General features: G+C 70.2%; 20 protein-coding genes. 8 read left to right on the forward strand and 12 right to left on the reverse strand.

Features of this window, described 5'->3' with window-relative positions:
* The 5 genes from LZ495_RS42495 to LZ495_RS42515 form a co-directional block, all read right to left on the reverse strand.
* Window positions 1-253, reverse strand: a 253-nt coding sequence (locus tag LZ495_RS42495) for a MaoC family dehydratase (RefSeq protein WP_235058620.1), incomplete at its 3' end; no start/stop codon positions are given.
* Between the two features lie 5 nt (window positions 254-258).
* Window positions 259-1,188, reverse strand: a complete 930-nt coding sequence (locus tag LZ495_RS42500; protein WP_235058621.1) for an HpcH/HpaI aldolase/citrate lyase family protein — start codon at window positions 1,186-1,188, stop codon at window positions 259-261.
* A gap of 76 nt (window positions 1,189-1,264) precedes the next feature.
* Entirely contained in the window at window positions 1,265-3,307 is a 2,043-nt protein-coding gene (locus tag LZ495_RS42505) for an ethylmalonyl-CoA mutase (RefSeq protein WP_268824060.1), read from the reverse strand.
* Window positions 3,307-4,644, reverse strand: coding sequence for a crotonyl-CoA carboxylase/reductase (ccrA, locus tag LZ495_RS42510; protein WP_235058623.1), 1,338 nt, complete (start codon window positions 4,642-4,644; stop codon window positions 3,307-3,309). The genes LZ495_RS42505 and ccrA overlap by 1 nt, the downstream gene beginning before the upstream one ends.
* On the reverse strand, window positions 4,641-5,546 hold the full coding sequence (locus tag LZ495_RS42515; RefSeq protein WP_235058624.1) for a 3-hydroxybutyryl-CoA dehydrogenase: 906 nt from the start codon (window positions 5,544-5,546) through the stop codon (window positions 4,641-4,643). Before LZ495_RS42515 ends, ccrA begins: the two co-directional genes overlap by 4 nt.
* A 579-nt stretch (window positions 5,547-6,125) precedes the next feature.
* On the opposite strand from LZ495_RS42515, the gene LZ495_RS42520 reads away from it, so the two are divergent.
* The 7 genes from LZ495_RS42520 (at window position 6,126) to LZ495_RS42550 (ending at window position 13,277) form a co-directional block, all read left to right on the forward strand.
* On the forward strand, window positions 6,126-6,950 hold the full coding sequence (locus tag LZ495_RS42520) for an ABC transporter ATP-binding protein (RefSeq protein ID WP_235058625.1): 825 nt from the start codon (window positions 6,126-6,128) through the stop codon (window positions 6,948-6,950).
* Complete coding sequence (locus LZ495_RS42525) at window positions 6,947-7,810, forward strand: ABC transporter ATP-binding protein (RefSeq protein WP_235058626.1); 864 nt, start codon at window positions 6,947-6,949, stop codon at window positions 7,808-7,810. Before LZ495_RS42520 ends, LZ495_RS42525 begins: the two co-directional genes overlap by 4 nt.
* Window positions 7,807-8,694 (forward strand): branched-chain amino acid ABC transporter permease, encoded by an 888-nt coding sequence (locus LZ495_RS42530; protein ID WP_235058627.1) that lies wholly within the window; start codon window positions 7,807-7,809, stop codon window positions 8,692-8,694. The genes LZ495_RS42525 and LZ495_RS42530 overlap by 4 nt, the downstream gene beginning before the upstream one ends.
* Window positions 8,687-9,859, forward strand: a complete 1,173-nt coding sequence (locus LZ495_RS42535) for a branched-chain amino acid ABC transporter permease (RefSeq protein WP_372498724.1) — start codon at window positions 8,687-8,689, stop codon at window positions 9,857-9,859. The genes LZ495_RS42530 and LZ495_RS42535 overlap by 8 nt, the downstream gene beginning before the upstream one ends.
* Before the next feature lie 59 nt (window positions 9,860-9,918).
* Complete coding sequence (locus LZ495_RS42540) at window positions 9,919-11,172, forward strand: ABC transporter substrate-binding protein (RefSeq protein ID WP_235058628.1); 1,254 nt, start codon at window positions 9,919-9,921, stop codon at window positions 11,170-11,172.
* A gap of 177 nt (window positions 11,173-11,349) precedes the next feature.
* Window positions 11,350-11,733 (forward strand): hypothetical protein, encoded by a 384-nt coding sequence (locus LZ495_RS42545; RefSeq protein ID WP_235058629.1) that lies wholly within the window; start codon window positions 11,350-11,352, stop codon window positions 11,731-11,733.
* 32 nt (window positions 11,734-11,765) lie between these two features.
* The gene (locus tag LZ495_RS42550) at window positions 11,766-13,277 is read left to right on the forward strand and encodes a sodium:solute symporter family transporter (RefSeq protein ID WP_235058630.1); all 1,512 of its coding nucleotides are present in this window, start codon (window positions 11,766-11,768) and stop codon (window positions 13,275-13,277) included.
* Between the two features lie 79 nt (window positions 13,278-13,356).
* Here the strand turns inward: LZ495_RS42550 and LZ495_RS42555 are convergent, their stop codons facing one another.
* The 7 genes from LZ495_RS42555 to LZ495_RS42585 all read right to left on the reverse strand — a co-directional run bounded on the left by LZ495_RS42555 (window position 13,357) and on the right by LZ495_RS42585 (window position 22,526).
* Window positions 13,357-14,547 (reverse strand): thiolase family protein, encoded by a 1,191-nt coding sequence (locus LZ495_RS42555; RefSeq protein ID WP_235058631.1) that lies wholly within the window; start codon window positions 14,545-14,547, stop codon window positions 13,357-13,359.
* A 46-nt stretch (window positions 14,548-14,593) separates the two neighbouring features.
* A complete protein-coding gene (locus LZ495_RS42560) occupies window positions 14,594-15,757 on the reverse strand; it encodes an acyl-CoA dehydrogenase family protein (RefSeq protein WP_235058632.1) in 1,164 nt (387 codons plus the stop codon).
* A 63-nt stretch (window positions 15,758-15,820) separates the two neighbouring features.
* A complete protein-coding gene (locus LZ495_RS42565) occupies window positions 15,821-16,897 on the reverse strand; it encodes an alcohol dehydrogenase catalytic domain-containing protein (RefSeq protein ID WP_235058633.1) in 1,077 nt (358 codons plus the stop codon).
* 58 nt (window positions 16,898-16,955) lie between these two features.
* Window positions 16,956-18,410 carry an aldehyde dehydrogenase gene (locus LZ495_RS42570; protein ID WP_235058634.1) on the reverse strand — a complete coding sequence of 485 codons (1,455 nt, stop codon included), beginning with the start codon at window positions 18,408-18,410 and terminating at the stop codon, window positions 16,956-16,958.
* A gap of 118 nt (window positions 18,411-18,528) precedes the next feature.
* The gene (locus LZ495_RS42575) at window positions 18,529-19,686 is read right to left on the reverse strand and encodes an acyl-CoA dehydrogenase family protein (protein WP_235058635.1); all 1,158 of its coding nucleotides are present in this window, start codon (window positions 19,684-19,686) and stop codon (window positions 18,529-18,531) included.
* Between the two features lie 124 nt (window positions 19,687-19,810).
* Window positions 19,811-21,166: a PucR family transcriptional regulator gene (locus LZ495_RS42580; protein WP_235058636.1), complete on the reverse strand. Its 1,356-nt coding sequence runs from the start codon at window positions 21,164-21,166 to the stop codon at window positions 19,811-19,813.
* A gap of 193 nt (window positions 21,167-21,359) precedes the next feature.
* Window positions 21,360-22,526: a thiolase family protein gene (locus tag LZ495_RS42585; RefSeq protein ID WP_235058637.1), complete on the reverse strand. Its 1,167-nt coding sequence runs from the start codon at window positions 22,524-22,526 to the stop codon at window positions 21,360-21,362.
* 222 nt (window positions 22,527-22,748) lie between these two features.
* Here LZ495_RS42585 and LZ495_RS42590 point away from each other — a divergent pair.
* The coding region (locus tag LZ495_RS42590; protein WP_235058418.1) for an SDR family NAD(P)-dependent oxidoreductase at window positions 22,749-22,873 on the forward strand (125 nt) is incomplete at its 3' end.

The following is a 22,873-nucleotide window of genomic DNA, read 5'->3' on the forward strand; positions in this document are numbered from 1 at the left end:
GGTTGGCGATCGCCTTGCCGGACACGTCCGGGACGGACATGCCGAGCAGCAGCGAGTAGATGTAGTTGCCCACCACGACGTTCTTGCCGAAGTCGGTCGTCTTCTCGGCGTAGTTGACGTCCATGTGCAGCGGGTGGTGGTTCATCGTGAGCAGGCAGAACAGGTGGTCGTCGTACTCGGTGACCGTCTTGCCGGGCCAGTGCTTGTAGATCGCACCGACCTCGAACTCCTCGTAGTAGCGGCCAAACTGCATCGCCGTCACCCGCCCTGCGGCGGTTCGAACTTGCTGGTGCGGTTCATGCCCGCGGCGCGGCCCTTGGCCGAGATGACCAGCGCCATCTTGCGGGACGCCTCGTCGATCATCTCGTCGCCGAGCATCGCGGCGCCCTTGGCGCCGCCGGCCGCGGACGTGCACCAGTCGTACGCGTCCAGGATCAGCTCGGCGTGGTCGTAGTCCGCCTGGGACGGCGCGTAGACCTCGTTCGCGGCGTCGATCTGGCCCGGGTGCAGCACCCACTTGCCGTCGTAGCCCAGCGCGGCCGAGCGGCCCGCCACCCGGCGGAACCCGTCGGTGTCCTTGATCTGCAGGTACGGGCCGTCGATGGCCTGCAGGTCGTGCATGCGCGCGGCCATCAGGATCCGCATGAGGATGTAGTGGTAGGCGTCGCCCGTGTCGTAGCCGGGCGGCTGCTCGCCGACGACCAGCGACTTCATGTTGATGGACGCCATGAAGTCGGCCGGGCCGAAGATGATCGTCTCGATGCGCGGCGACGCGGCCGCGATCTCGTCGACGTTCACCAGGCCGCGCGCGTTCTCGATCTGCGCCTCGATGCCGATGCGGCCGACCTCGAGACCGACGGTCTTCTCGATCTGGGTGAGCAGCAGGTCCAGCGCCTTGATCTGGCCCGCGTCCTGCACCTTGGGCAGCATGATGCAGTCCAGGTTGGCGCCCGCGCCCTCCACGACGGTCACCACGTCGCGGTACGTCCAGTGCGTGGTCCAGTCGTTGACCCGCACCGTGCGGATGCGGTCGCCCCACTCGCCGGTGTTGAGCGCGTCGACGATGGTGTGGCGTGCGCCTTCCTTGGCGAGCGGCGCGCAGGCGTCCTCCAGGTCGAGGAACACCTGGTCCACCGGCAGGCCCTGGGCCTTCTCGATGAAGCGCGGGTTGCTGCCCGGAACTGCCATACAGGAACGGCGGGAACGCAGGCTACGCGATGTGCTCAAGGGTTCGTCCAGTCGGGAGTCGGTCGGGTGGCGGGTGTCAGGCGGGTTCGTAGGCGAACCGTCGCAGGCATTCCGACTCTCGGATGATGTCGACGATGCGGCCCATGATCTCGGTGATGCCGAAGTCCTTCGGGGTGAAGACGGCTTGCACCCCCATGGCCAGGAGGGCTTGTTCGTCGGCGGCCGGGATGATCCCGCCGACCACCACCGGGACGTCGTCCAGGCCGGCTTCGCGCATGCGGGCCAGCACGTCCGGGATGAGCTCCAGGTGCGAGCCGGACAGGATCGACAGGCCGACGCAGTGCACGTCCTCCTCGACCGCGGCCGCGACGATCTGCGCGGGGGTCAGGCGGATGCCCTGGTAGACGACCTCGAAGCCGACGTCGCGGGCCCGCACGGCGATCTGCTCGGCGCCGTTGGAGTGCCCATCGAGGCCCGGCTTGGCTATCAAGAGCCTTAGTCGGCCGCCGAGTTCCTCGCTGGTTCGCTGTACTGCGTCGCGGACGGCGGCCACCTGGATGTCACTGCCTTCACGCACGCCGACCACGCCGGACACGCCGGTGGGCGCGCGGTACTCGCCGAACTCGTCGCGCAGGGAGTGCGCCCATTCGCCGGTCGTGACGCCGGCCCGCACGCACTCCAGCGTCGCGGGCATCAGGTTGACCGCCGCATTGGTGCCGGTGGCCTTCCAGGCCCGCGCGTCCACCCGCAGCCGGTCCAGCGCCGCATCGGCGGCGGCCTGGTCGCGGCCGGCCCGCCAGGCCTGCACCGCGGCCGCGGCCGCGGTCTCCACCGCGGCGTCCGGCACGAAGATCGCCGCATCCAGGTCCGCGGTCAGCGGGTTCGGCTCGGTGGTCTCGAACTTGTTGACGCCCACGACGATCTCCTCGCCGTTCTCGATCCGCGCCCGACGGGCCGCGTGCGAGGCGACCAGCTGCGACTTCATGTAGCCGGACTCGATCGCCGCGACCGCGCCGCCCATCGCCTGGACCCGGTCGATCTCCTCCTTGGCGCCCGCGATCAGGTCGGCGACCTTGCGCTCGACCACCACCGAGCCGGTGAAGATGTCGTCGTACTCCAGCAGGTCCGACTCGTACGCCAGCACCTGCTGGATGCGCAGCGACCACTGCTGGTCCCACGGCCGCGGCAGCCCGAGCGCCTCGTTCCAGGCCGGCAGCTGCACGGCGCGGGCGCGCGCGTCCTTGGACAGCGTGACGGCGAGCATCTCCAGCACGATGCGCTGCACGTTGTTCTCCGGCTGCGCCTCGGTCAGGCCGAGCGAGTTGACCTGCACGCCGTAGCGGAAGCGGCGCGCCTTCGCGTCGGTGACGCCGTAGCGCTCCCGGGTCAGTTCGTCCCACAGCTCGACGAACGCCCGCATCTTGCACATCTCCTCGACGAACCGCACGCCGGCGTTCACGAAGAAGGAGATGCGCTGCACGACCTCGCCCATGCGCTCGGCCGGCACCTGGCCGCTGTCGCGCACCGCGTCGAGCACGGCGATCGCGGTGCACATCGCGTACGCGATCTCCTGCACCGGCGTGGCCCCGGCCTCCTGCAGGTGGTAGCTGCAGATGTTGATCGGGTTCCACTTGGGGATGTTCGAGACGGTGTAGGCGACCGTGTCGGTGATCAGCTTCAGGGAGGGCCCGGGCGGGAAGACGTACGTCCCGCGCGACAGGTACTCCTTGATGATGTCGTTCTGGGTGGTCCCGTTGAGCTTGGCGATGTCCGCGCCCTGCTCCTCGGCGGCGACCTGGTACAGCGCCAGCATCCACAGCGCGACCGCGTTGATGGTCATCGACGTGTTCATCCCCTCCAGGGGGATGCCGTCGAAGAGCTGCCGCATGTCGCCGATGTGCGAGATCGGCACGCCGACCTTGCCGACCTCGCCGCGGGCGAGCTCGTGGTCCGGGTCGTAGCCGGTCTGCGTGGGCAGGTCGAACGCCACCGACAGGCCGGTCTGGCCCTTGGCCAGGTTGCGGCGGTACAGCGCGTTGGACTCCTTGGCCGAGGAGTGGCCCGCGTACGTACGCATGACCCAAGGGCGGTCGCGCGTCAACGTGAATCCGATCGGCATCACAGGCTCCGGAAGCGGTTGATCTCGTTGATGTGCTTCGCGCGCAGCTCGTGGTTGCGGACGCCCAGGCCCTCTTCGGGGGCCAGGCAAAGCACGCCGACCTTGCCCTGGTGCAGGTTGCGGTGCACGTCGTAGGCGGCCTGGCCGACCTCGTCCATGGTGTAGCTGCGGGACAGCGTCGGGTGGATCTTGCCCTGCGCGATCAGGCGGTTGGCCTCCCACGACTCGCGGTAGTTCGCAAAGTGCGAGCCGACGATGCGCTTGAGGTTCATCCACAGGTAGCGGTTGTCGTACTCGTGCACGAAGCCCGAGGTGGACGCGCAGGTCACGATGGTGCCGCCCTTGCGGGTCACGTACACCGAGGCGCCGAAGGTCTCGCGGCCCGGGTGCTCGAAGACGATGTCGACGTCCTCGCCGCCGGTCAGCTCGCGGATGAGCTTGCCGAAGCGGTTCCACTCCTTCGGGTCCTGGGTGCGCTCGTCCTTCCAGAAGCGGAAGTCCTCGGCCTTGCGGTCGATGACCAGCTCGGCACCCATGTCGCGGCAGATCTGCGCCTTGTCCTCGGAGGACACCACGCAGATCGGGGTGGCGCCGCCGTTCAGCGCGAACTGCGTCGCGTACGAGCCCAGGCCGCCGGAGGCGCCCCAGATCAGCACGTTGTCGCCCTGCTTCATGCCGGCGCCGTTGCGCGAGACGAGCTGGCGGTACGCGGTGGAGTTGACCAGGCCGGGGGACGCGGCCTCTTCCCAGGTGAGGTGGGCCGGCTTCGGCATGAGCTGGTTGCTCTTGACCAGGGCGATGTGCGCCAGGCCGCCGAAGTTGGTCTCGAAGCCCCAGATGCGCTGCTCGGGGTCGAGCATGGTGTCGCTGTGGCCGTCCGCGCTCTCCAGCTCGACGGACAGGCAGTGCGCGACGACCTCGGCGCCCGGCTTCCAGGCGTTGACGCCCGGGCCGGTGCGCAGCACGACGCCGGCCAGGTCGGAGCCGACCACGTGGTACGGCAGGTCGTGGCGCTTGGTGAGCGGGGAGGTCCGGCCGTACCGCTCCAGGAAGCGGAAGGTCGAGACCGGCTCGAAGATCGAGGTCCACACGGTGTTGTAGTTGATGGCCGAGGCCATCACCGCGATGAGCGCCTCGCCCGGGCCCAGCTCGGGCAGTGCCACGTCTTCGACGTGCAGCGACTGGCGCGGGTCCTTCTCGCGGGACTCGAGCCCGTCGAACATCGTCTCTTCGTCCTTGTGGACGGTGACGGCGCGGTAGGACTCGGGCAGGGGAAGGGCTTCGTACGCTTCCTGCGGGGTGTCCCCAGCGAGGATGGCGTCGAGGATCTCCTTCATCGTCGGCCTCCGGAACTCGGCGTTGGAAGTAGGTGGTCCTGGCGGCGGTAGGTGTAGAACCCGCGGCCGGCCTTGCGGCCGAGGTGCCCGACGGCGACCATGCGTCGCAACAGCGGTGGCGGGGCGTAGAGGGGTTCCTGGAATTCCGCGGACATGGCGTCGGCGATCGCGGTGGCCGTGTCCAGCCCGACGAGATCCAGCAGACGGAGCGGACCTACCGGGTGGGACCAGCTCTTCTCCATGCCCGTGTCGATGTCCTCGATGGAGGCGACGCCGGACTCGAGCATGCGCACCGCGGACATCAGGTACGGCACGAGCAATGCGTTCACGAGGAATCCGGAACGGTCCGGGACCTGGACGACCGCCGCGCCGAGCCGATCCCGCGCGAACCTGGCCACCTGCGTGACGACGCGGGGAGCGGTAAGCCGTGAAGGCACGACCTCCACGACAAGTCGGGGTTGTGCGGGATTGACGATGTGGGTGCCGAGTACGTTCTCCGGGCGGCTGGTGGCGACCGCGAGATCCGCGATGGGGTACGACGATGTGGACGTGGCGATGACGGCGTTGTCGTCGACCAGGACCTTGTCGACTGCGGCCAGGATCTCCGCCTTCGCAGCAGGATCTTCGTGCACGGCCTCGATCACAAGCTGTCGTTCGGCCATGTCGCCCAGGTCGGTGGTGAACGTGATCCGCCCCAGGGCGAGATCGCGTTCGGTGGGGGTGATGCGGCCGCAGCGCACCCGGTGTTCGAGCGATGACTCCACGCGGGAGCGTCCTGCGGTGACCGCCGCCGGGTGCGCCTCGACGATCCGGACGTACAGGCCCGCTCTGGCAGCGGCCTCGGCGACGGCGGATCCCACGGCGCCGCAACCGACGACGCCAAGACGTTGGATGGCGGTCATGGCGGCAAGGTCCTTCCTGGCTCCCGATCGCGGGGGCCTCGTGCGGATCTTCGGGACACCGGGCTTCCGGTCAGCTGCCCTCGGCGCCGAGCGGCCGTCCGGGTCCGCGGGCACCTGGGAGTGGTCGCAGACCCGGACGGCCTAGCGGCGCCCTCGGTGGGCTTACGACAACCTTCCTGCCGCCAACGCATCACTCATCAGCGCCAAGTGGTTATCGCAGATTCACTTTTAATCCTTCATTGCCTTTTGTCAAGGGCTTCGACGAGCCAATGGGCTGTGACTATTGATTCTCGATCGCGTAACGATCCAGCGATGATCGAGGCATTTCACATAAGCCACATAACGTTACAAAATCCCCACATGGGCGCGGCCGTGTTGTAGCCGCGCCCAGCACCTTCGCGCTGTCGCTGTGTGGCGGGACACGATCACCGGGGCCTCTAGACGAGCGGCCGTACCGCGTCACATGCTCCTGACCCACTGGCGGTCCCGAGCCTTGCGTCCCGCACCGAGTGCCGGCATCCACTCCGGGCCCTACGCCAGATCCCCCCACATCCCCGCAGTTGGAAGCGAGTCGCGGACATGAGACCACCCCCGGCGACAGCGCCGCCGGACGAACTGGTCGTGGACGACCTGACCGTCGTCTACGGCCGGTCGATCCAGGCATTGACCTCGGTGACGCTGCGGGCGCCTGTCGGCGGCATCGTCGCCCTGCTGGGCGCGAACGGCGCCGGCAAGTCGACGCTTCTGCGCGCCGTCTCCGGCACGCTCCCGCTGCACACCGGCAGTATCGCGGGCGGCACCATTCACTTCGGCGAACGGCCGCTGACCTCGCTGCCCCCCGCCGATGTAGTGGCGGCCGGCGTCGTTCAGGTCCCGGAAGGGCGCCGCGTGTTCTCCGAGCTTTCGGTGGAGGAGAACCTCCGGGCCGGCCTGTTGGGCACTCCCGCCCTGCGCCGGCCCGCGGCCCGGGACGCGGTCGACCGGATCTTCGGGCTGTTCCCGGTCCTGGCGGAGCGCCGGCGGCAGTCTGCGGGGCTGCTCTCCGGCGGCGAGCAGCAGATGCTCGCGCTGGGCCGGGCCCTGATGGCCGGGCCGCGCATGCTTCTGCTCGACGAGCCCTCGCTGGGCCTCGCACCGCAGATCGTGGAGCGCATCGCCCAGATCGTCCGGGACATCCACGCGCAAGGCACGGGCGTTCTGCTGGTGGAACAGAACGCCGCCCTCGCGCTCGAACTTTCCGACCACGCCTACGTGCTCGACGTCGGACGCATCCGGCTCGACGGGCCGTCCGACGAACTGTCGTGCTCCGACGACATCCGACGCCTGTACCTGGGCGAACAGGACGAAGAGGAATCGGCACTCGCACCCGCGGCGCTGCCGGAGCTGGCGAGGTGGTCCGGATGACCGGCACGACGACGATCCCGGTCACGCAGACCGCAAGCACGGCCCCCGCAATCCCGGTCCTGTCCGTCGAGCAGGTCACCGTCCGTTTCGCGGGACTGACCGCGCTCGACGACGTCAGCTTCACCGTCGCGCCGGGCAGCATCCACGCCCTCATAGGACCCAACGGCGCGGGCAAGTCCACCAGCTTCAACGTGCTTTCCGGTGTCTACCGCGCGACCTCGGGCACGGTGCGGTTCGGCGACGCGCTGCTGACCGGACTCATGCCGCACCGCATCGCCGAACTCGGCGTGGCGCGCACGTTCCAGAACATCGTCCTGACCGCCGGCACGGTCGCGGACAACCTCATGCTGGGCCGCTACACCCTGACTCGCGCCGGATTCGCCGCCACCGCGCTGCGACTGCCGGGCGCCGTGCGCGAGCAGCGCCGACATCGCGAACGCGCGCGTGAGATAGCCGAGTTCGTCGGCCTGGGTGCACGCTTCGAAACGCCGGTGGGATTGCTGTCGTACGGCGAACGCAAGCGCGTCGAACTGGCCCGGGCGCTGTGCATGGAGCCCAAGTTGCTGCTCCTGGACGAACCGGTGGCCGGCATGAACACCGCCGAACGCAAGGCCATGGCGCACACCATCACGGCGATCCGCCGGGCGCTGGGGATCTCGATCCTCATCGTCGAGCACGACATGGGAATGATCATGCGCATCTCGGACGAGGTGACGGTGCTCGACTTCGGACGCCGGATCGGCGGCGGCACCCCGCAGCAGGTCCAACGCGACCCGGCCGTCATCCGTGCCTACCTCGGCACCGGCGACCACGCAGCCCCGGCCGCAAACCGCACGACGGACGGGGATGGCGCACGGTGACGACCTTCACCCAGACACTCTTCAACGGGCTGGCGCTCGGCTCCGTCTACGCCCTGATCGCCCTCGGGTTCACGCTGGCCTACAAGGCGTCCGGAGCAATCAACTTCGCACATGGCTCGCTTCTGCTGCTGGGCGGCTACCTCGTCGCGATCTGGCACGAGCCCCTCGGGTTCTACCTCGCACTCGCGGCCGCCGCAGCGGGGACCGGTGCGGCGGCGATGCTCGAGGCGCTGCTGCTGCGGAAGGTGCGCCGCACCGGCTCCACGGTCCCGACCATCCTCACCATCGGCGTCGACATCCTGCTGCTCACCGAACTCGCCCGCCGCATCGGCGGCGACGTGCTCACCGCCGGGGACCCCTGGGGGTCCCGGATCCGCGAATTCGCCGGCATCACCGTCGCCGAAGCCCGCATCTACTCGCTGCTGGTCTCCGTCCTCCTGGTCGCGGTGTTCCTCGCCGCGTTCCACCGCACCCGATGGGGGCTGGCCATGCGGGCCACGGCCATCGACCGTGAGGCGGCCGAACTCATGGGCGTGCGCAGCGACCGGCTGTGGATGAGCGCCTGGGCACTGGCCGGCGTCCTGGCCGCGGTGGCCGCTGTCTTCCTGATCGCGTTCCCCGCCCCGGGGCTCGACCGCAACACCGGCCATATCGCGCTGGCCGCCTTCCCCGCCGCCGTCCTCGGCGGCTTGGGCTCGGTCGGCGGCGCGCTGCTGGGAAGCCTGGTCATCGGCATGGCCGAGGCCGCGGCCGCCGGCTATCAGCAGCAACTCAGCTCGTTCGGCTCCGGCATTGCCGACATCGCGCCATTCGTCGTCATGGTGCTCGTCCTGATCGCCAGGCCGCAGGGGCTGCTCGGATCGAAGGAGTCCAACCGTGTCTGACACCTCGACCACCCCCCGGCCGCGACCGGAGTCGGCGGCCGCCCGGCAGCGCCGTTTCGGTGTGCCCCTCCTCCCGCGGCGCACCCCCTCCGCCCGTCGGACCGCGCTCGCCGCCTGCTGTGTCCTGTTGCTGGCCTGGCCGTTCTACCTCTCCGCATTCTGGCTGCAGACCGGCCTGTTCGCGATGACCGCGGTCATCGCCGCGATCGGCCTGAACCTGCTGTCCGGGACCGCCGGGCAACTCTCCCTCGGCCACGCGTTCTTCGTCGCGGTCGGCGCCTACGGCTACACCTGGCTCGCCGGCGACGACGGCCGCTCGGGCACCCACGAGCTGACCGGCCTGGGGCTGAACCCGATGGTGGCGTTCCTCGCCGCCATCGTGCTGGCCGGGGCGGCGGGAACGGTCTTCAGCCCGCTCTCGGGCCGACTGCGCGGCATGTACTTGGGAGTGGCGACCCTCGCGCTGGTGTTCATCGGCCAGCACGTGATGCTCAACGCGTCCTCGGTGACCGGAGGGTTCAACGGCCGCTCCGTGCCTCCGATGGAGATCTTCGGCATGGCGTTCGACGACAGCACCGTCTGGATGGTCCTCGGTGTGCCACTCGGCGGTCTTGAACGCCTCTGGTACTTCGGGCTGTTCCTGGTAGGAGTCGCCTGCCTGCTGGCACGCAACCTGCTTCTCGGCCGCCCGGGCCACGCGCTGGGGGCGCTGCGCGACAGCGAGGTCGCCGCCGCCGTCATGGGTGTCCCCGCCACCCGTATGCGCGCCGCAGCGTTCACCGTCTCGGCCATGTACGCCGGCACCGCGGGGGCACTGCTGGCCCTGGTGTACCAGCGCATCGTGCCGGACACCTTCGGTCTGGCGCTGTCGATCGACCTGCTGGCGATGATCGTGATCGGCGGTCTCGGGTCGGTCGCCGGAGCGGTCGTGGGCGCGGTGTTCGTCTCGGTCCTACCGCAGTTGCTCACCCACTACGCCGACCAGCTGCCGCTGGTGGTGCCCCCCGGTGCGGGCGGCGACGGACTCGGCGCCGCCGAAGCCGCGCGCTATCTCTACGGCTTGGTGCTCGTCCTCACGCTGCTGTTCGCCCCAGGCGGACTGGCCCGCCTTGAGGTCCCGGCTCCGCCGTGGTGGCGGACCCGCCGTTCCTTCCGCAACACCTGACCCATTCCACCATCACCCGGTGCCCGGGACCGTTCTAGGAGCAAACCACCGTGAACCGCATGCACACCCGAGTCGCCGTCGCGCTCGCCGCGTCAGTGCTCGTCGCCGTGACCGGCTGCAGCAGCAAGTCGGCCGGCCCCAAGGCCGAGAACGTCGACGCCGCCGGTTTCAAGTCCGGTCCCGGCGTCACCGACAAGTCCATCAGCCTCGGCGTGCTCACCGACCTGTCCGGCCCCGCCGCCGCTCTCGGCAAGAGCGCCGTGCAGGCCCAGCAGCTCTACCTCGACCAGGTCAACGCCCAGGGCGGGGTATGCGGGCGGCAGATCAAGCTCGAGGTCCGCGACCACGCCTACGACGTGCAGAAGGCGGTGGCCGCATACGCCGAGATCCAGCCCAACGTCGCGGCGTTCGCACAGATCCTCGGCTCTGCCCAGACGTCCGCGCTGGTCGACAGCATCGAACGCGACAAGGTGATGACCCTGATCGGCGGCAACCCGGCCGCGATGCTCGGCCACCGGCACCTGCAACTGATCAACCCCACCTACGACATCGAGATGATCAACGGCGTCGACTTCCTGGTCACCAAGGCCGGCCTGAAGCCCGGCGACAAGATCGGCGTCGTCTTCCAGGACGGCGACTACGGGTCGAACGCCGCCGAGGGAGTCCGCTTCGCCGCGAAGAAGGCCGGCCTGGAACCCGTCGAGCAGACCATCAAGGCCACCGACACCGACATGACCGCACAGGTGTCGGCGCTGCGTGCGGCCGGCGTCAAGGCGATCACCTTCAGCGGCACCCCGGCCCAGACCGCTTCGCTCGTCGGCGTCGCCGCCGCCACCGGCCTGACGGTGCCCGTGCTCGGCAGCAGCCCCAGCTTCGTCCCGCAGCTCATGGCGACCCCCGCCAAAGCCGCCCTCACGAAGATGTTCTACCTGTCCTCCGGTGTACCGGCACTCGGTGGCGATGAGCCCGCAGTGCGCAAGCTCGTCGCGGACTACCAGCAGAAGTACCCGAACGAACAGTTGAACCAGGCCGTCGAGGTCGGCGCGGTCAACGGTGCCGTCATGGTCGAGACCCTGAAGCTCGCCTGCGCCGCCAAGGACTTCACACGCGAGGGCATCACCGACGCGTTGCGCAGTCTCACGAAGTTCACCAGCGGCCTGGGTGAGGTCCAGGACTTCTCCGACCCGGCGCGTGTCCCCAGCCGCAAGACATACGTCCTTCAGCCCGCCGAGGGGGTCCCCGGCAGCCTGAAGACCGTCCAGCCTGCCACCGAAGCTCCGGGTGTGGCGGACTACCTGGCCGCCAAGCACTGACAAGCCCTGGTGCGGCGGCCGCCGCACCCACCGGAAGCCGCGCGGCGCCCCCCCCCCGGGGGCCCCCGCGGCGGCGTGAGCACCCCCGGCCCCCCCCCGGCACCCGGCGCGCCGCCCCCACCCGGGGGTCCCGCGCGGCTTCTTGAGCTCCCCTGACCCCACCTCCGGGAGGTTCCTGTGTCATCCCCCGACACCCCCCACTGGTACGCGCCGCCGCACGACGGTGTCGACGACTGGCAGGCGTTCGACGCTTCGCCGCGCGCAGTCGTCGCCGCGGCCGAGCCCGAAGCGGCAGACCCCGTCGCGAACCACTTGCGATGCGCGGCACGCCTGGTGGCCGGCTTCGTCCCGTTGTCGGTCGTCGCGGCGCTCGCGCCTCGGACGTTGCGCGTCCACGTCGCCGGGCCGCTCCCACTCAGCGTCGTGCTGATGCTCGCCCAGGCCGCCGTACTGGTCTGGGCTCTTGCGGCGCACGCCCGCTGCCCGAGCGGCGACCACGTCACCGCACATCGAGGGGCCGGTGGAGACCACAGCCGCCCCGGCGACCGGCGCGCCCGGTGAGGCCCACGGCCACGCCTGAGACGCCGCAGGCGATGCTGATCGTCGGATTCATCATCTTCATGGTGATCTGCGCACTTCTATGCGTGCTGACCGCATCCGACCAGGACGACCCCCGCGCCGACGACCGCCCGCTGAGCGCGTGGCAGCACGGGGCCGTCATCAACGGCGAATGCATGACCGCCATCACCCTGCTCGCGGCGACCGGACTGGTGGCTTTCACCGGGGGCGACGGCATGGCGCTGCCGCTCGGCATGGTGATGGGCCTGGGACTCCTGACCCTGCTTCTCGCCGAGCCGCTACGGCGTGCCGGAGGCCGAACCGTCGCCGACGCCCTGTCGATGCGCCTGCCCGGGCGATCCGTCCGCATCGCACTGGGCCTGGTCACCCTCACCGTGTGCCTGCCGTTCCTGGTCCTGCAACTCACCGCCGTCGGCACGGTGATGGACTACCTCGTCGGGCTGCCAGGCACGGGCACACGTACCACCAGCATCGTTCTCGCAGGCGGGCTCATGGTGTCCCTCGCGCTCACCGGCGGCATCCGCGGCACCGCGGTGGTCCAGCTGGTCAAAGTCGGCTTCCTGCTGGTCGTGCTGGTGGTGGTGGGCGCTTTGGTGCTGCACCGATTCGGCTGGGACGGTGGGCGCCTGATGCGCGCCGCCGCGTCAGGCAGCCAACTGGAAGAGGCCTACCGGGGCACCGGCGTGCAGTATGGCGACGGTGCCGTTGCGGTCCTCAACCGGATTGGCCTGTATCTGACGCTCCTGGTGGCGGTCGCCGGGCTCCCGCACGTGACCATGCGCGTCCAGGCCACCGCAGGCGCGTCCGACGCCCGGCGGTCGCTGCGGTGGGCCGTCAGATTCCTCCTGGTGATCAGCGCTCTGGTGGTGCTCGCCGGCGTCGGCGCGGTGGCGGTGCTGGGCCGGGACGTCCTGGTGGAGGCGGACCCGTCCGGCACCAGGTCCCTGTTGCTTCTCGCGGGAGCGCTCGACCAACGGGGCATACTGCTGACGGCCATCGCCGGGGCGGTGTTCCTCGCGGCACTGGCCGCGATCGCGGACATCACCCTCGCCGCGGCCACCTCCTTGGCACATGACATCGTCGGCTCGTCTGCGCGGCCCCGCCCCGCCGCGGCGCCGCGCGAAACCGGTCTGGTCCGGGGCTCGGCTGCCGCCATCGGCATGGTGACCGTGGGGTGCGCGGTGGCGGCCGCAGACTGGAACCTGCTCGTGTTGTCGACGCTGGCCCTGGCGGTCTCAGCGTCCGCGCTGACTCCGGTGCTCGTACTTGGCCTGCTGTGGCCCCGCTTCACCTCCCGCGGCGCGCTCTGCTGCCTGTACGGCTCCACTCTGCTGGTCATCCTTCTGGTGAGCGTGTCACCACACCTGTCGGGTACCCCGCAGGCCGTGTTCCCCGGCGTGGACTTCCGGTGGACGCCGTTGCTCAACCCCGGCATCGTCACCATCCCGACCGGGTTCGCGCTGGGCTGGCTGGGCAGCGTGCTCGGCCGTCAGCCGACGCCGGTCGAGTCGTCCGCGTCGGCATGAACAGCGAACGGCCCCTGCCCGGAAACGTATCCGGGCAGGGGCCGCGTCGACCTGGTGCTGGGCCGTCAGCACCTGCGGGTCAGTCGCGCTCGACCAAGACAGCGGTCCCTTGGCCGACGCCGACGCACATGCTTGCCAGCCCCCGCCGAGCGCCGGTTCGCTGCATGCGGTGCAGCAGCGTGGTGAGGATGCGGGCGCCTGAGCAGCCAAGCGGGTGGCCGAGCGCGATGGCGCCGCCTTGCGGGTTGACCACGGCCGGATCCATGCGCAGCTCGCGGACGCAGGCGATCGCCTGGGCGGCGAACGCCTCGTTGAGTTCGATGGTGTCCACGTCCTCGACCGCGCGCCGGCCGGCTCGCTCCAGGACACGGAGTACCGCCGGGACAGGGCCGATTCCCATGATGTCCGGGTGAACTCCTTGGCTCGCACCGGCGACGTACCGGCCCAGCGGGGTGAGCCCCAGCTCGTCCGCGACGTCCGCGCTGACCAGCATGAGCGCAGCGGCACCGTCGTTCATCGGGGAGGAGTTGCCGGCCGTGACGGTGCCGTCTGCGCGGAACACCGGCCGCAGGGCCGCCAATTTGTCCGGCGACGTGTCCGGCCGGACGCCTTCGTCGTGCTCGAACAGCGATCCGTCGGGCAGCGCCACCGGGATCATTTCGGCATCGAACAGTCCGTCCTTGTGGGCAGCGGCGGCGCGCCGGTGGCTGAGCAGCGCGAAGGCGTCCTGCTCGTCGCGGGTGACCCGGTAGCGGGACGCGACCTCCTCGGCGGTCTCTCCCATCGACAGGACTCCGTGCAGGTCGCGCATGCGCGGGTTCACCATGCGCCAACCCACCCGGGTGTCGTGGATCTCCTGCCGGTGCGGGAACGCCTGGTCGGGTCGCGGCAGCACGAACGGCGCCCGGCTCATCGACTCCGAGCCGCCTGCCACGACGACGTCGGCCTCCCCCGACGCGACAGCCCGGGCCGCGCTCACGACCGCCTCCAGTCCCGAGGCGCACAGCCGGTTCACGGTCACCCCCGGCACACTGTGCGGTACCTGCGCCAGGATGGCCGCCATCCGGGCGACGTTGCGGTTGTCCTCTCCGGACTGGTTCGCCGCGCCCCAGTAGATCTCGTCGATCCGCGCCGGATCCAGCGCGGGCACGGCGTCGAGTACGGCGCGCAGCGCCAGTGCCGCGAGGTCGTCCGCACGCACGCCCGAAAGTGCGCCGCGCAGGCGGCCGATCGGTGTGCGCCGGGCTGCGAGGAAGTAGACAGGCCGCATGAGCGTGCTCCGGTGGAAGTGCGGGGGCATGGGCAGGGGGGCGCGGTCAGAAGGCATTGATGCCGGTCAGATCGCGGCCGATGAGCAGCTTCTGGATCTGGCTGGTGCCTTCGTACAGGGTCATCACGCGGGCGTCGCGCACGTACTTGCCGACGGGGTACTCGTCGACGAAGCCGTAGCCGCCGAAGACCTGGAGGGCGGTGTTGGACGCCTTGACCGCGGCCTCGGACGCGTAGAGTTTGGCGATCGACGATTCGGCCTGGAACGGTCGGCCGCGGTCGATCAGGTCCGCGACCCGCCACACCAGCAGCCGGGCCGCGTCGAGTTCGACCTTGATGTCGGCGAGCATCTCCTGCACCAGTTGGTGCGACGCGATCGGCTTGCCGAACTGCTCGCGCTGGGTGGCGTAGGAGAGCGCGGCGTCGAGCGACGCCTGCACGATGCCGACACATCCGGCGGCCACCGACATCCGCCCCTTGGCGAGCGCCGACATGGCGACCTTGAAGCCCCCACCCTCAGGACCGAGCATCGCGTCGTTCGGCACGCGGACGCCGTCGAAGACCAGTTCCGCGGTGGGCTGGCCGCGCAGGCCGAGCTTGCCGTGGATGAGGGAGCGGGTGAGCCCGGGAGTGTCCGTGGGCACGAGGAAGGCGCTGATGCCCTTGTGGCCGGCCTGCTCCGGAGCGGTGCCGCCGGTGCGCGCGAAAACCAGTGCGACGTCGGCCCAAGTGCCATTGGTGATGAATACCTTGGTGCCGCTGATCACCCAGTCGTCGCCGTCGCGCACGGCCTTGGCGCGCAGGTTCCCGGCGTCCGATCCGGTGCCCGGTTCGGTCAGGGCGAAGCAGCCGAGCGCCTCCCCAGCGGTGAGCCGGGGCAGCCACGCCTTCTTCTGCCGGTCGGACCCCCAGGCGTGGATGGTCTTCGTGACGAGCCCCAGGGACACCGACACAAGCCCGCGGACGGACGAGTCCCCGCGCCCGAGTTCCTCCAGGACCAAGGCGTACGCGAGATGGTCGCCCCCGGAACCGCCGTGCTCCTCCGGAATGGTGAGACCGAGGAAGCCGAGCGACCCCAGCTTGGCCACGATGCCGCGGTCGACCTCTTCGGCGCGGTCCCATGCGGCGGCGTGCGGAACCACCTCGCGATTGACGAAGTCGGCGGCCAACTCTCGGACGGCGACGTGCTCTTCGGCCAGTTCCAGGTTCACGTGAAGTCCCTGTGGATCTAGGTGGTGCCAGCGGTGATGGAGAGTTGTGTGGGACGCGGCGCGCTAGGCGATGTCCACCACGGTGCGCAGCGCCTCGCCGGTGTGCATCTGTCGGACGGCTTCGTTCACCTGTTCCAGCGGGACCCGGTGCGTGATCATCGATTCGAGGTCGATTCGGCCGGCCCGCCACAGGTCGATGATCGTGGCGTAGGTGCGGCGGACGTCGCTGCCGCCGTAGAAGGACGGCAGCAACTTCTTCTCGCTGAGCACGAGTTCGGCGAGGTCGAGGTCGGGCACGTCGGTTCGCGCACCGACGCCGACCAGGCACACGGTCCCGCCCGGCCGGGTGGCGTTGTAGGCGGCGCGGAGGGTCGCGGTCTTGCCGACTGCCTCGAAGGCGTAGTCGAATCCGAAGCCACCGGTGAGGCGCCGGGCCGCGGCGTCGAGTTCCTCGGGGGCGACCGCCTCGGTGGCACCGAAGTCGAGCGCCCGAGCGCGGCGGCCGGGCGTCGGGTCGACCGCGAGGATGTGCGCGGCTCCCGCCACGCGCGCGCCCTGGACGATGCTGGCCCCGACGCCGCCCAGTCCGACGACGGCGACCGACGCCCCGGGACGGACCTTGGCGGTGTTGAGGACCGCGCCGATGCCGGTGGTGACCCCGCAGCCGATCAATGCGGCGATGTCATAGGGCAGATCGTCGGGGATGGGGATCGCGGCGGACGCGTCGATGACGGTCTCCTCGGCGAAGGTGCCCGCGCCCATCATGCCGGGGACGACGGTTTCGCCGTACTGGAACGCGGGTCGTGCCAGGTGCGCGAAACCACTGCGGCACAGGTGGCCGTCCCCCACCTTGCAGGAGGCGCACCGGTCGCAGGGCGGCATCCAGCAGACGACGACGCGGTCCCCGGGCCGCACGTGGGTGACGCCCTCGCCGACCTCGACCACTTCGCCTGCCCCCTCGTGCCCGGGGACGAAGGGGGCGGGGTGGGCGATCGTTCCACTCATTGCCGACAGGTCCGAGTGGCACAGGCTGGCCACGTGCATCTTGACGCGGACGCGGCCTGGTCCGAACGAACGCATCTCGACGGGGACGACGTCGAGGGTCTCGTCTCCGGTGCGGTGTAGAACTGCTGCGCGCAAGTGAGGTCTCCTTCGGGCTCGGATCGGTTCGGGGCGACGGGGCGGGCCTCGGCCCGGGTCAGTCCTTTGGCGGCTTCGGAAGGTGCACGGTCTTGGTCTCCAGGTACGCGGTGTAGCCCTCCGGGCCGAACTCGCGGCCGATCCCGGAGTGCTTGTATCCGCCGAACGGTCCTGCGACGTCGAAGCGCCGGCAGTTGACCGTGAACGTGCCGGTGCGGATGCGGCGGGCGACGTCCAGCCCACGGGTGACATCGCCCGCCCACACGGCGCCCGACAGACCGAACGGGGAGTCGTTCGCGATCCGGACCGCGTCGTCCTCGTCCGCGTACCGGATCAGGCAGACGACCGGGCCGAAGATCTCCTCGCGGGCGATCCGCATGCCGTTGTCGACGTCGCCGAACAACGTCGGCTCCACATACCAACCGGACAGCCCCTCGGGCACCCGGCCGCCGGCCAGCGGCTTCGCCCCCTCGTCGAGGCCGAGGCGGATGTAGTCCAGGACGCGCGTGCGCTGCGCTTCGCTGACCAGCGGCCCGATCTCGGTGGTCGGGTCGAGCGGGTCGCCGACCCGCAGCGCGGCGACGGCCGCCGCGAGGCGGTCGGCGGTTTCGTCGTACCGGCTCGCCGGCACCAGGATGCGGGTCAGGGCCACACATGCCTGCCCGTTGTTCACGAACGCCCCGGCGATCAGATCGGGTATCGCCGCGTCGAGGTCGGCATCCTCAAGCAGGATCGCCGCGGACTTCCCGCCCAGTTCGAGGGTGATCCGGGTGAGGTTTTCCGCCGCGGCGGCCATGATCTGCCGGCCCGCCGCGGCTGATCCGGTGAACGCCACCTTGTCCACGCCCGGGTGTGCGACGAGGTGGGCGCCGGTCTCCCTCCCGGCCGGAAGAATGCTCACCACACCGTCCGGGAGGCCCGCCTCGGCGCACACCTCGGCGAGCACGTAGGCGTCCAGGGGCGCCTCCGGGGACGGCTTGGCAATCACGGTGCATCCGGCGAGCAGCGCGGGAGCGAGCTTGGCGGCGAGCAACATCTGGGGGACGTTCCAGGGGGTGATGGCCGCGACCACGCCGACCGGCTCCCGCCGCACCAGCATCGGACCGGTCAGCCCGGCACGCTCCTCCTCCGCGGGCAACGCCTGGGCGACGGCCAGTGCCGCGGTGAAGACCGCGACCGCGCTGAGCGCCTGCCCGCGCGGGGATATCGCAATCGGGCAGCCGTTCTGGCGTGTGACCAGTTCGGCGATCTCCTTGTGTCGGGCCAGAAGACCGTCCCGGATACGCGTGACGATCTCCGCCCGCTCCGCCAGGCTCATACGGGGCCACGGACCGTCGTCGAACGCGGCACGTGCGGCGGCCACCGCCCGGTCGACGTCGTCGGGCGCCGCGTGCGGCACTCGGCCGATGACCTCCCCGGAGTGCGGCGAGACGACCTCGATCACCGCGGTGGTGGCCGGCTCGGCCCATGTCCCGCCGACCAGGATCCGGTGGTGTTCGACGATCGTGGTCATGGACGGCTCCCCCAAGTCGTGGTGAACGAAGCCACCGCGGCGACCCGGGCGTTCCCGCGGGCTCGCCGAGTCGGCACGGGCGCGGCCACCCCGTGGCGGCCGCTGTCCGGCACGGCCCTCACAGCCCCATGTCCTTGGCGATGATGGTCTTCATGACCTCGCTGGTGCCGGCGTAGATGCGGGTGACGCGGGTGTCGGCGTAGAGGCGGGCGATCGGGTACTCGAGCATGTAGCCGTAGCCGCCGTGCAGTTGCAGGCACTTGTCGATCACGCGGGCGGCGACCTCGGTGCCGAAGAGTTTGGCCTTGGCCGCGTCGGCGGGCGTCAGGCCGCCGGAGTCGTACAGGTCGAGTGCCTTGTCCACCAGGGCCTCCAGGGCGGTCACCTCGGCCGCGCACTCTGCGAGCACGAACTTGGTGTTCTGGAACGACGCCACCGGCGTACCGAAAACGGTGCGGTCGGCGACGTACTCCCGCGCGAATCGCACCGCCGCGGCGGCGGTGGCGTAGCCGCCCATCGCGACACCGAGCCGTTCCCGCACGAGGTTGTGCGTCAGGTAGCCGAACGCTCGGCCTTCCTCGCCCAGAAGGTCCTGGACCGGCACTTTGACGTCGGTGAAGGACAGTTCCACGGTGTCCTGGCAACGCAGGCCGATCTTGTCGAGCTTGCGGCCGACTTGGAAGCCCTGCGACCGCGTGTCGACGCACAGGATGGACAGCCCGGCGCGGCGGTCCGCGGGGTCAGGCGGGGAGGTGCGGCAGACGACGAGGACCAGGTCCGCCTGGCCGCCGCCGGTGATGAACGTCTTGGCACCGTTGAGCACATAGTGCGAGCCGTCGTCGGAGCGCTTCGCCGTGGTGCGGATGGCCGACAGGTCCGATCCGGTGCCGGGTTCGGTCATGGCGATGGCGGTCATGATCTCGCCGGTCACGAAGCCGGGCAGCCAGCGCTGCTTCTGCTCCAAGGTGGCGAACTGCAGCAGGTACGGCAGGACAAGGGTCGTGTGCACCTGCGTCGCGCCGAGCACCGCCCCGATGCGCGCGGTCTCCTCGGTGAGGACGGCGTGGTACTTGAACGAGTCGACGCCGGCGCCGCCGTACTCTTCCGGGACCTCGATTCCGAAGTACCCCAGGTCGCCGAGCTTGCGGTACAGCTCGCGTGGGACCACGCCCTCTCGGTCCCATCCTTCGCGGTACGGGGCGACCTCCTTGGCGAGGAAGTCGCGGACAGTCAGCCGGAAGGCTTCGTGGTCCTCGTTGAACACGGTACGGCGCACGGGTGGGCCTGCCTCTCTGGAGCGAACGACACAGCACGAAGTGAATATTAACTAACCTTATTGAGTCAAGACTCACGCTGGAATGGACGGTGGTTACTGTCATCTAGTGAACTCTTGACAACTTTCATTCGTCGCCGGATGGTCCGGCGGCGCGGAGGTGTGACCCCACCCGTCGTGGGGCGTCGCTGTGCCTGGTCGGCCCGACGAGGCGATGCGCCTCCAGCGCGAGCGCAAGGTCGACGAGGTCGCGTGGGCGGTCCAGCGACCGGCCGGTGAGGCGCTCGAGCCGGTGCATACGGTTGAGCACGGTGTTGCGGTGGCAGTAGAGAAGCGCACCCGCGCGGTCGTTGGACCCGTCGCAGTCCAACCAGGCCTCCAGGGTGTTCAGGAGCAGCGTCCGGTCCGCGTCGTCGAGGTCCAGGACCGGCCCGAGCACCCGGCGGGCGATGGCTCCCGCGAGGTCGGGGCGCGAGATCATGAACCCGGCGGACATCCGCCGGTCGAACAGCACCAGTTCGCCGTCGCGCCGGCACGCGCGCATGGCCAGCTCGGCCAACTCGCGCGCCCGGCCGAGTTCGGCGAGGCCGCCGACCACGGAGCCCACGCCGCAGCGGGCGAAGGAGCTGAGTTCGAGGACGGTCGCGAACTCTTCGAGGGAATGGTCCTCCAGCAAGGCGACCACGACCTGCCCTTCGTCGTAGGGGCACCAGTGCATGGCGATCCCCTCCACCTCGCCCAGAAGCGCGGCATCCGCGGCACGCGGTCGTGCGCCTTCGAGCCGCGCGACCGCGTACCGCCCGGTCAGGGGCAGCTCGAGGGCGACCGATGCCGCAGACACGTCCACGGGGTCGCTGTGGCCGCGCAGCAGCGCCTTGAGCACCGGCAGGCGCTTGCGCCCTTCGTCGGCCGGCAGTGCGGCCTGGCCACGACGGTGCCCCGCGATCAGGAGAGTGGTGTCGCGGTCGATGTAGCGCCAGTAGTCGGCAGCCGCGTAGATCATCTGCTGCGCCTGGTCCGGCGCATCGCGCAAGGACGCCTCCACCAGCGACTCCCACAGCAGGGCCGCCCCGATCCGGTAGGAGTGCAGCAGTACCAGCAGCGGTACGCCTTCCGCCGCCCGCCTGGCGCCCAACTGCCAGGCGTAGGCGCCGGAATCGGTGAACCTCCCGGGCGAGGCCAGGGATTCGATGGCGGTCTCCAGCGCCAGGTGCGCGGAGTCGGCGAGGTCGGCGGGGACGAGCATGGGGTTGCCGTAGTAGGTGATCTCGTCGAGCAGCCGGGCGGCGGCTCGTTCCGCGATGACCGCGGCGTGCCCGCGGAGCAGTTCCGCCGCGTGCTCCAAGGCGCCGCAGGGCGCAGGAACCGCCGCGGTCGCCAACTCCTCGACGTGGGCCGGGATGAGCGGCGGCGCCGGGTTGTCCGCGTGGGGCTGGGCGGGACCGATGCGCTGGACCGCGGCGCGGCGCGGGGAAATTGCCATGGTGGCCTCCGGGGGGTGGCGGTGCGGGATCTCCAGGCCCGGCCCGTACGGGCGTGGCGTGTTCCGCAGGCGGCGCCCCCCGAGGCCCGGCGGTGCGGGCTCGCTGCCGTGGCGCCCGCCCTGGCGCCGGACGCCGCGCTCCGCTAAGCGGGAGGGGGCCGGCACCGGGCGGGTCACCCTGCGTGCAGACAGGTCACATCAGTTCGAGGATGGTGGCGTTGGCCATGCCTCCGCCCTCGCACATGGACTGCAGTCCGTAGCGGATGCCCTGGTCGCGCATGTGGTGGACCAGCGTGGTCATGATGCGCGCGCCGGATCCGCCGATGGGGTGGCCGATGGCCATGGCGCCGCCGTCGGGGTTCATGCGTGCGTAGTCCGCGCCGGTCTCGCGCAGCCAGGCCAGGGTCACCGACGCGAAAGCCTCGTTGATCTCGTAGGCGCCGATGTCACCGAGCGAGAGTCCGGACTTCGCCAGGGCCTTGGCGGTGGCCGGGATAGGGCCTTTGAGCATGGTGACGGGATCGGTGCCGACAACCACGGCGGTATGGATCCGCGCCATCGGCGTCCACCCGTGGCGCTCGGCGACCTCGCTGGTCGTGATGAGCAGCGCAGCGGCGCCGTCCGAGATCTGCGAGGCGTTGCCCGCGGTGATCGACCCGTCCTCGGCGAACGCCGGCCGCAGCCCGGCGAGCGCCTCCAGCGTGGAGCCGCGGCGCACCCCTTCGTCGGTGTCGAAGACGCGGCTGGTGCCGTCGGGACCGGTGATCTCGACCGGGACGATCTGCCCGTGGAACCGACCCGAGTCGATGGCCTGCGCCGCCCGGGCATGCGAGTCGAGGGCGTGCCGGTCCATGTCCGCGCGCGAGATGCGGTACTCGTCGGCGATCATCTGCGCGCCTATGCCCTGGTTGAACCGGAAGCCGTCGTAGCGCTTCCACACGTCGGGGCCGAAGGACTCACCGAAGCTGCCGTCGCCGCGGCTGGATCCCAGGGGGACGACACTCATCAGCTCCACGCCGCCTGCCACCGCCACGTCGTACTGGCCGGAGATCACGCCGGCCGCCGCCTGGTGGACCGCCTGCTGCGACGAGCCGCACTGCCGGTCGATCGTCATGCCGGGCACGGACTCGGGCCAGCCGGCCGCGAGGACCGCCGCACGGCCGATGCAGCCCGCCTGCATCCCGAGCGTCCCCACACAACCCCAGATCACGTCGTCGACGAGTGCAGGATCCAGGTCCGAGCGCGTGGCCAGCGCGTTGAGCACATGTCCCGACAAGGACGCGGCGTGGGTGCCCGACAGTGCGCCGTTCCGCTTGCCGACGGGGGTGCGGACGGCATCGACGATGACCGCGTTTCGCATGGGAGGTCTCCTTGGGGCCGGACGGCCGCCGCCTGCTACTGGACGACTCGACAGCGGCTTACGCTAATGATCTGTAACACAATCTATCCATGACCAAGGCTAAAAAATAGGGCCTGGATGAGATTAAGTGAATCTGAGATAACATCTCTCAAGACCTTGTGGGCACGTGGGACGCTCCACGCGGCCACGACGCGAGCACGTGGCGAACAGGAAGGCGGGCGCATGGGTACGTTGGATGGTCGGGTTGCGTTGGTGTCGGGGTCGGGCCGGGGCATCGGCCGGGAGATCGCGTTGAAGCTCGCCGCGGAAGGCGCCGCGGTCGTGGTCAACGACCTCGACCCGCAACC

The organism is Yinghuangia soli (genome assembly GCF_021502675.1).
GTDB lineage: Bacteria > Actinomycetota > Actinomycetes > Streptomycetales > Streptomycetaceae > Yinghuangia > Yinghuangia soli.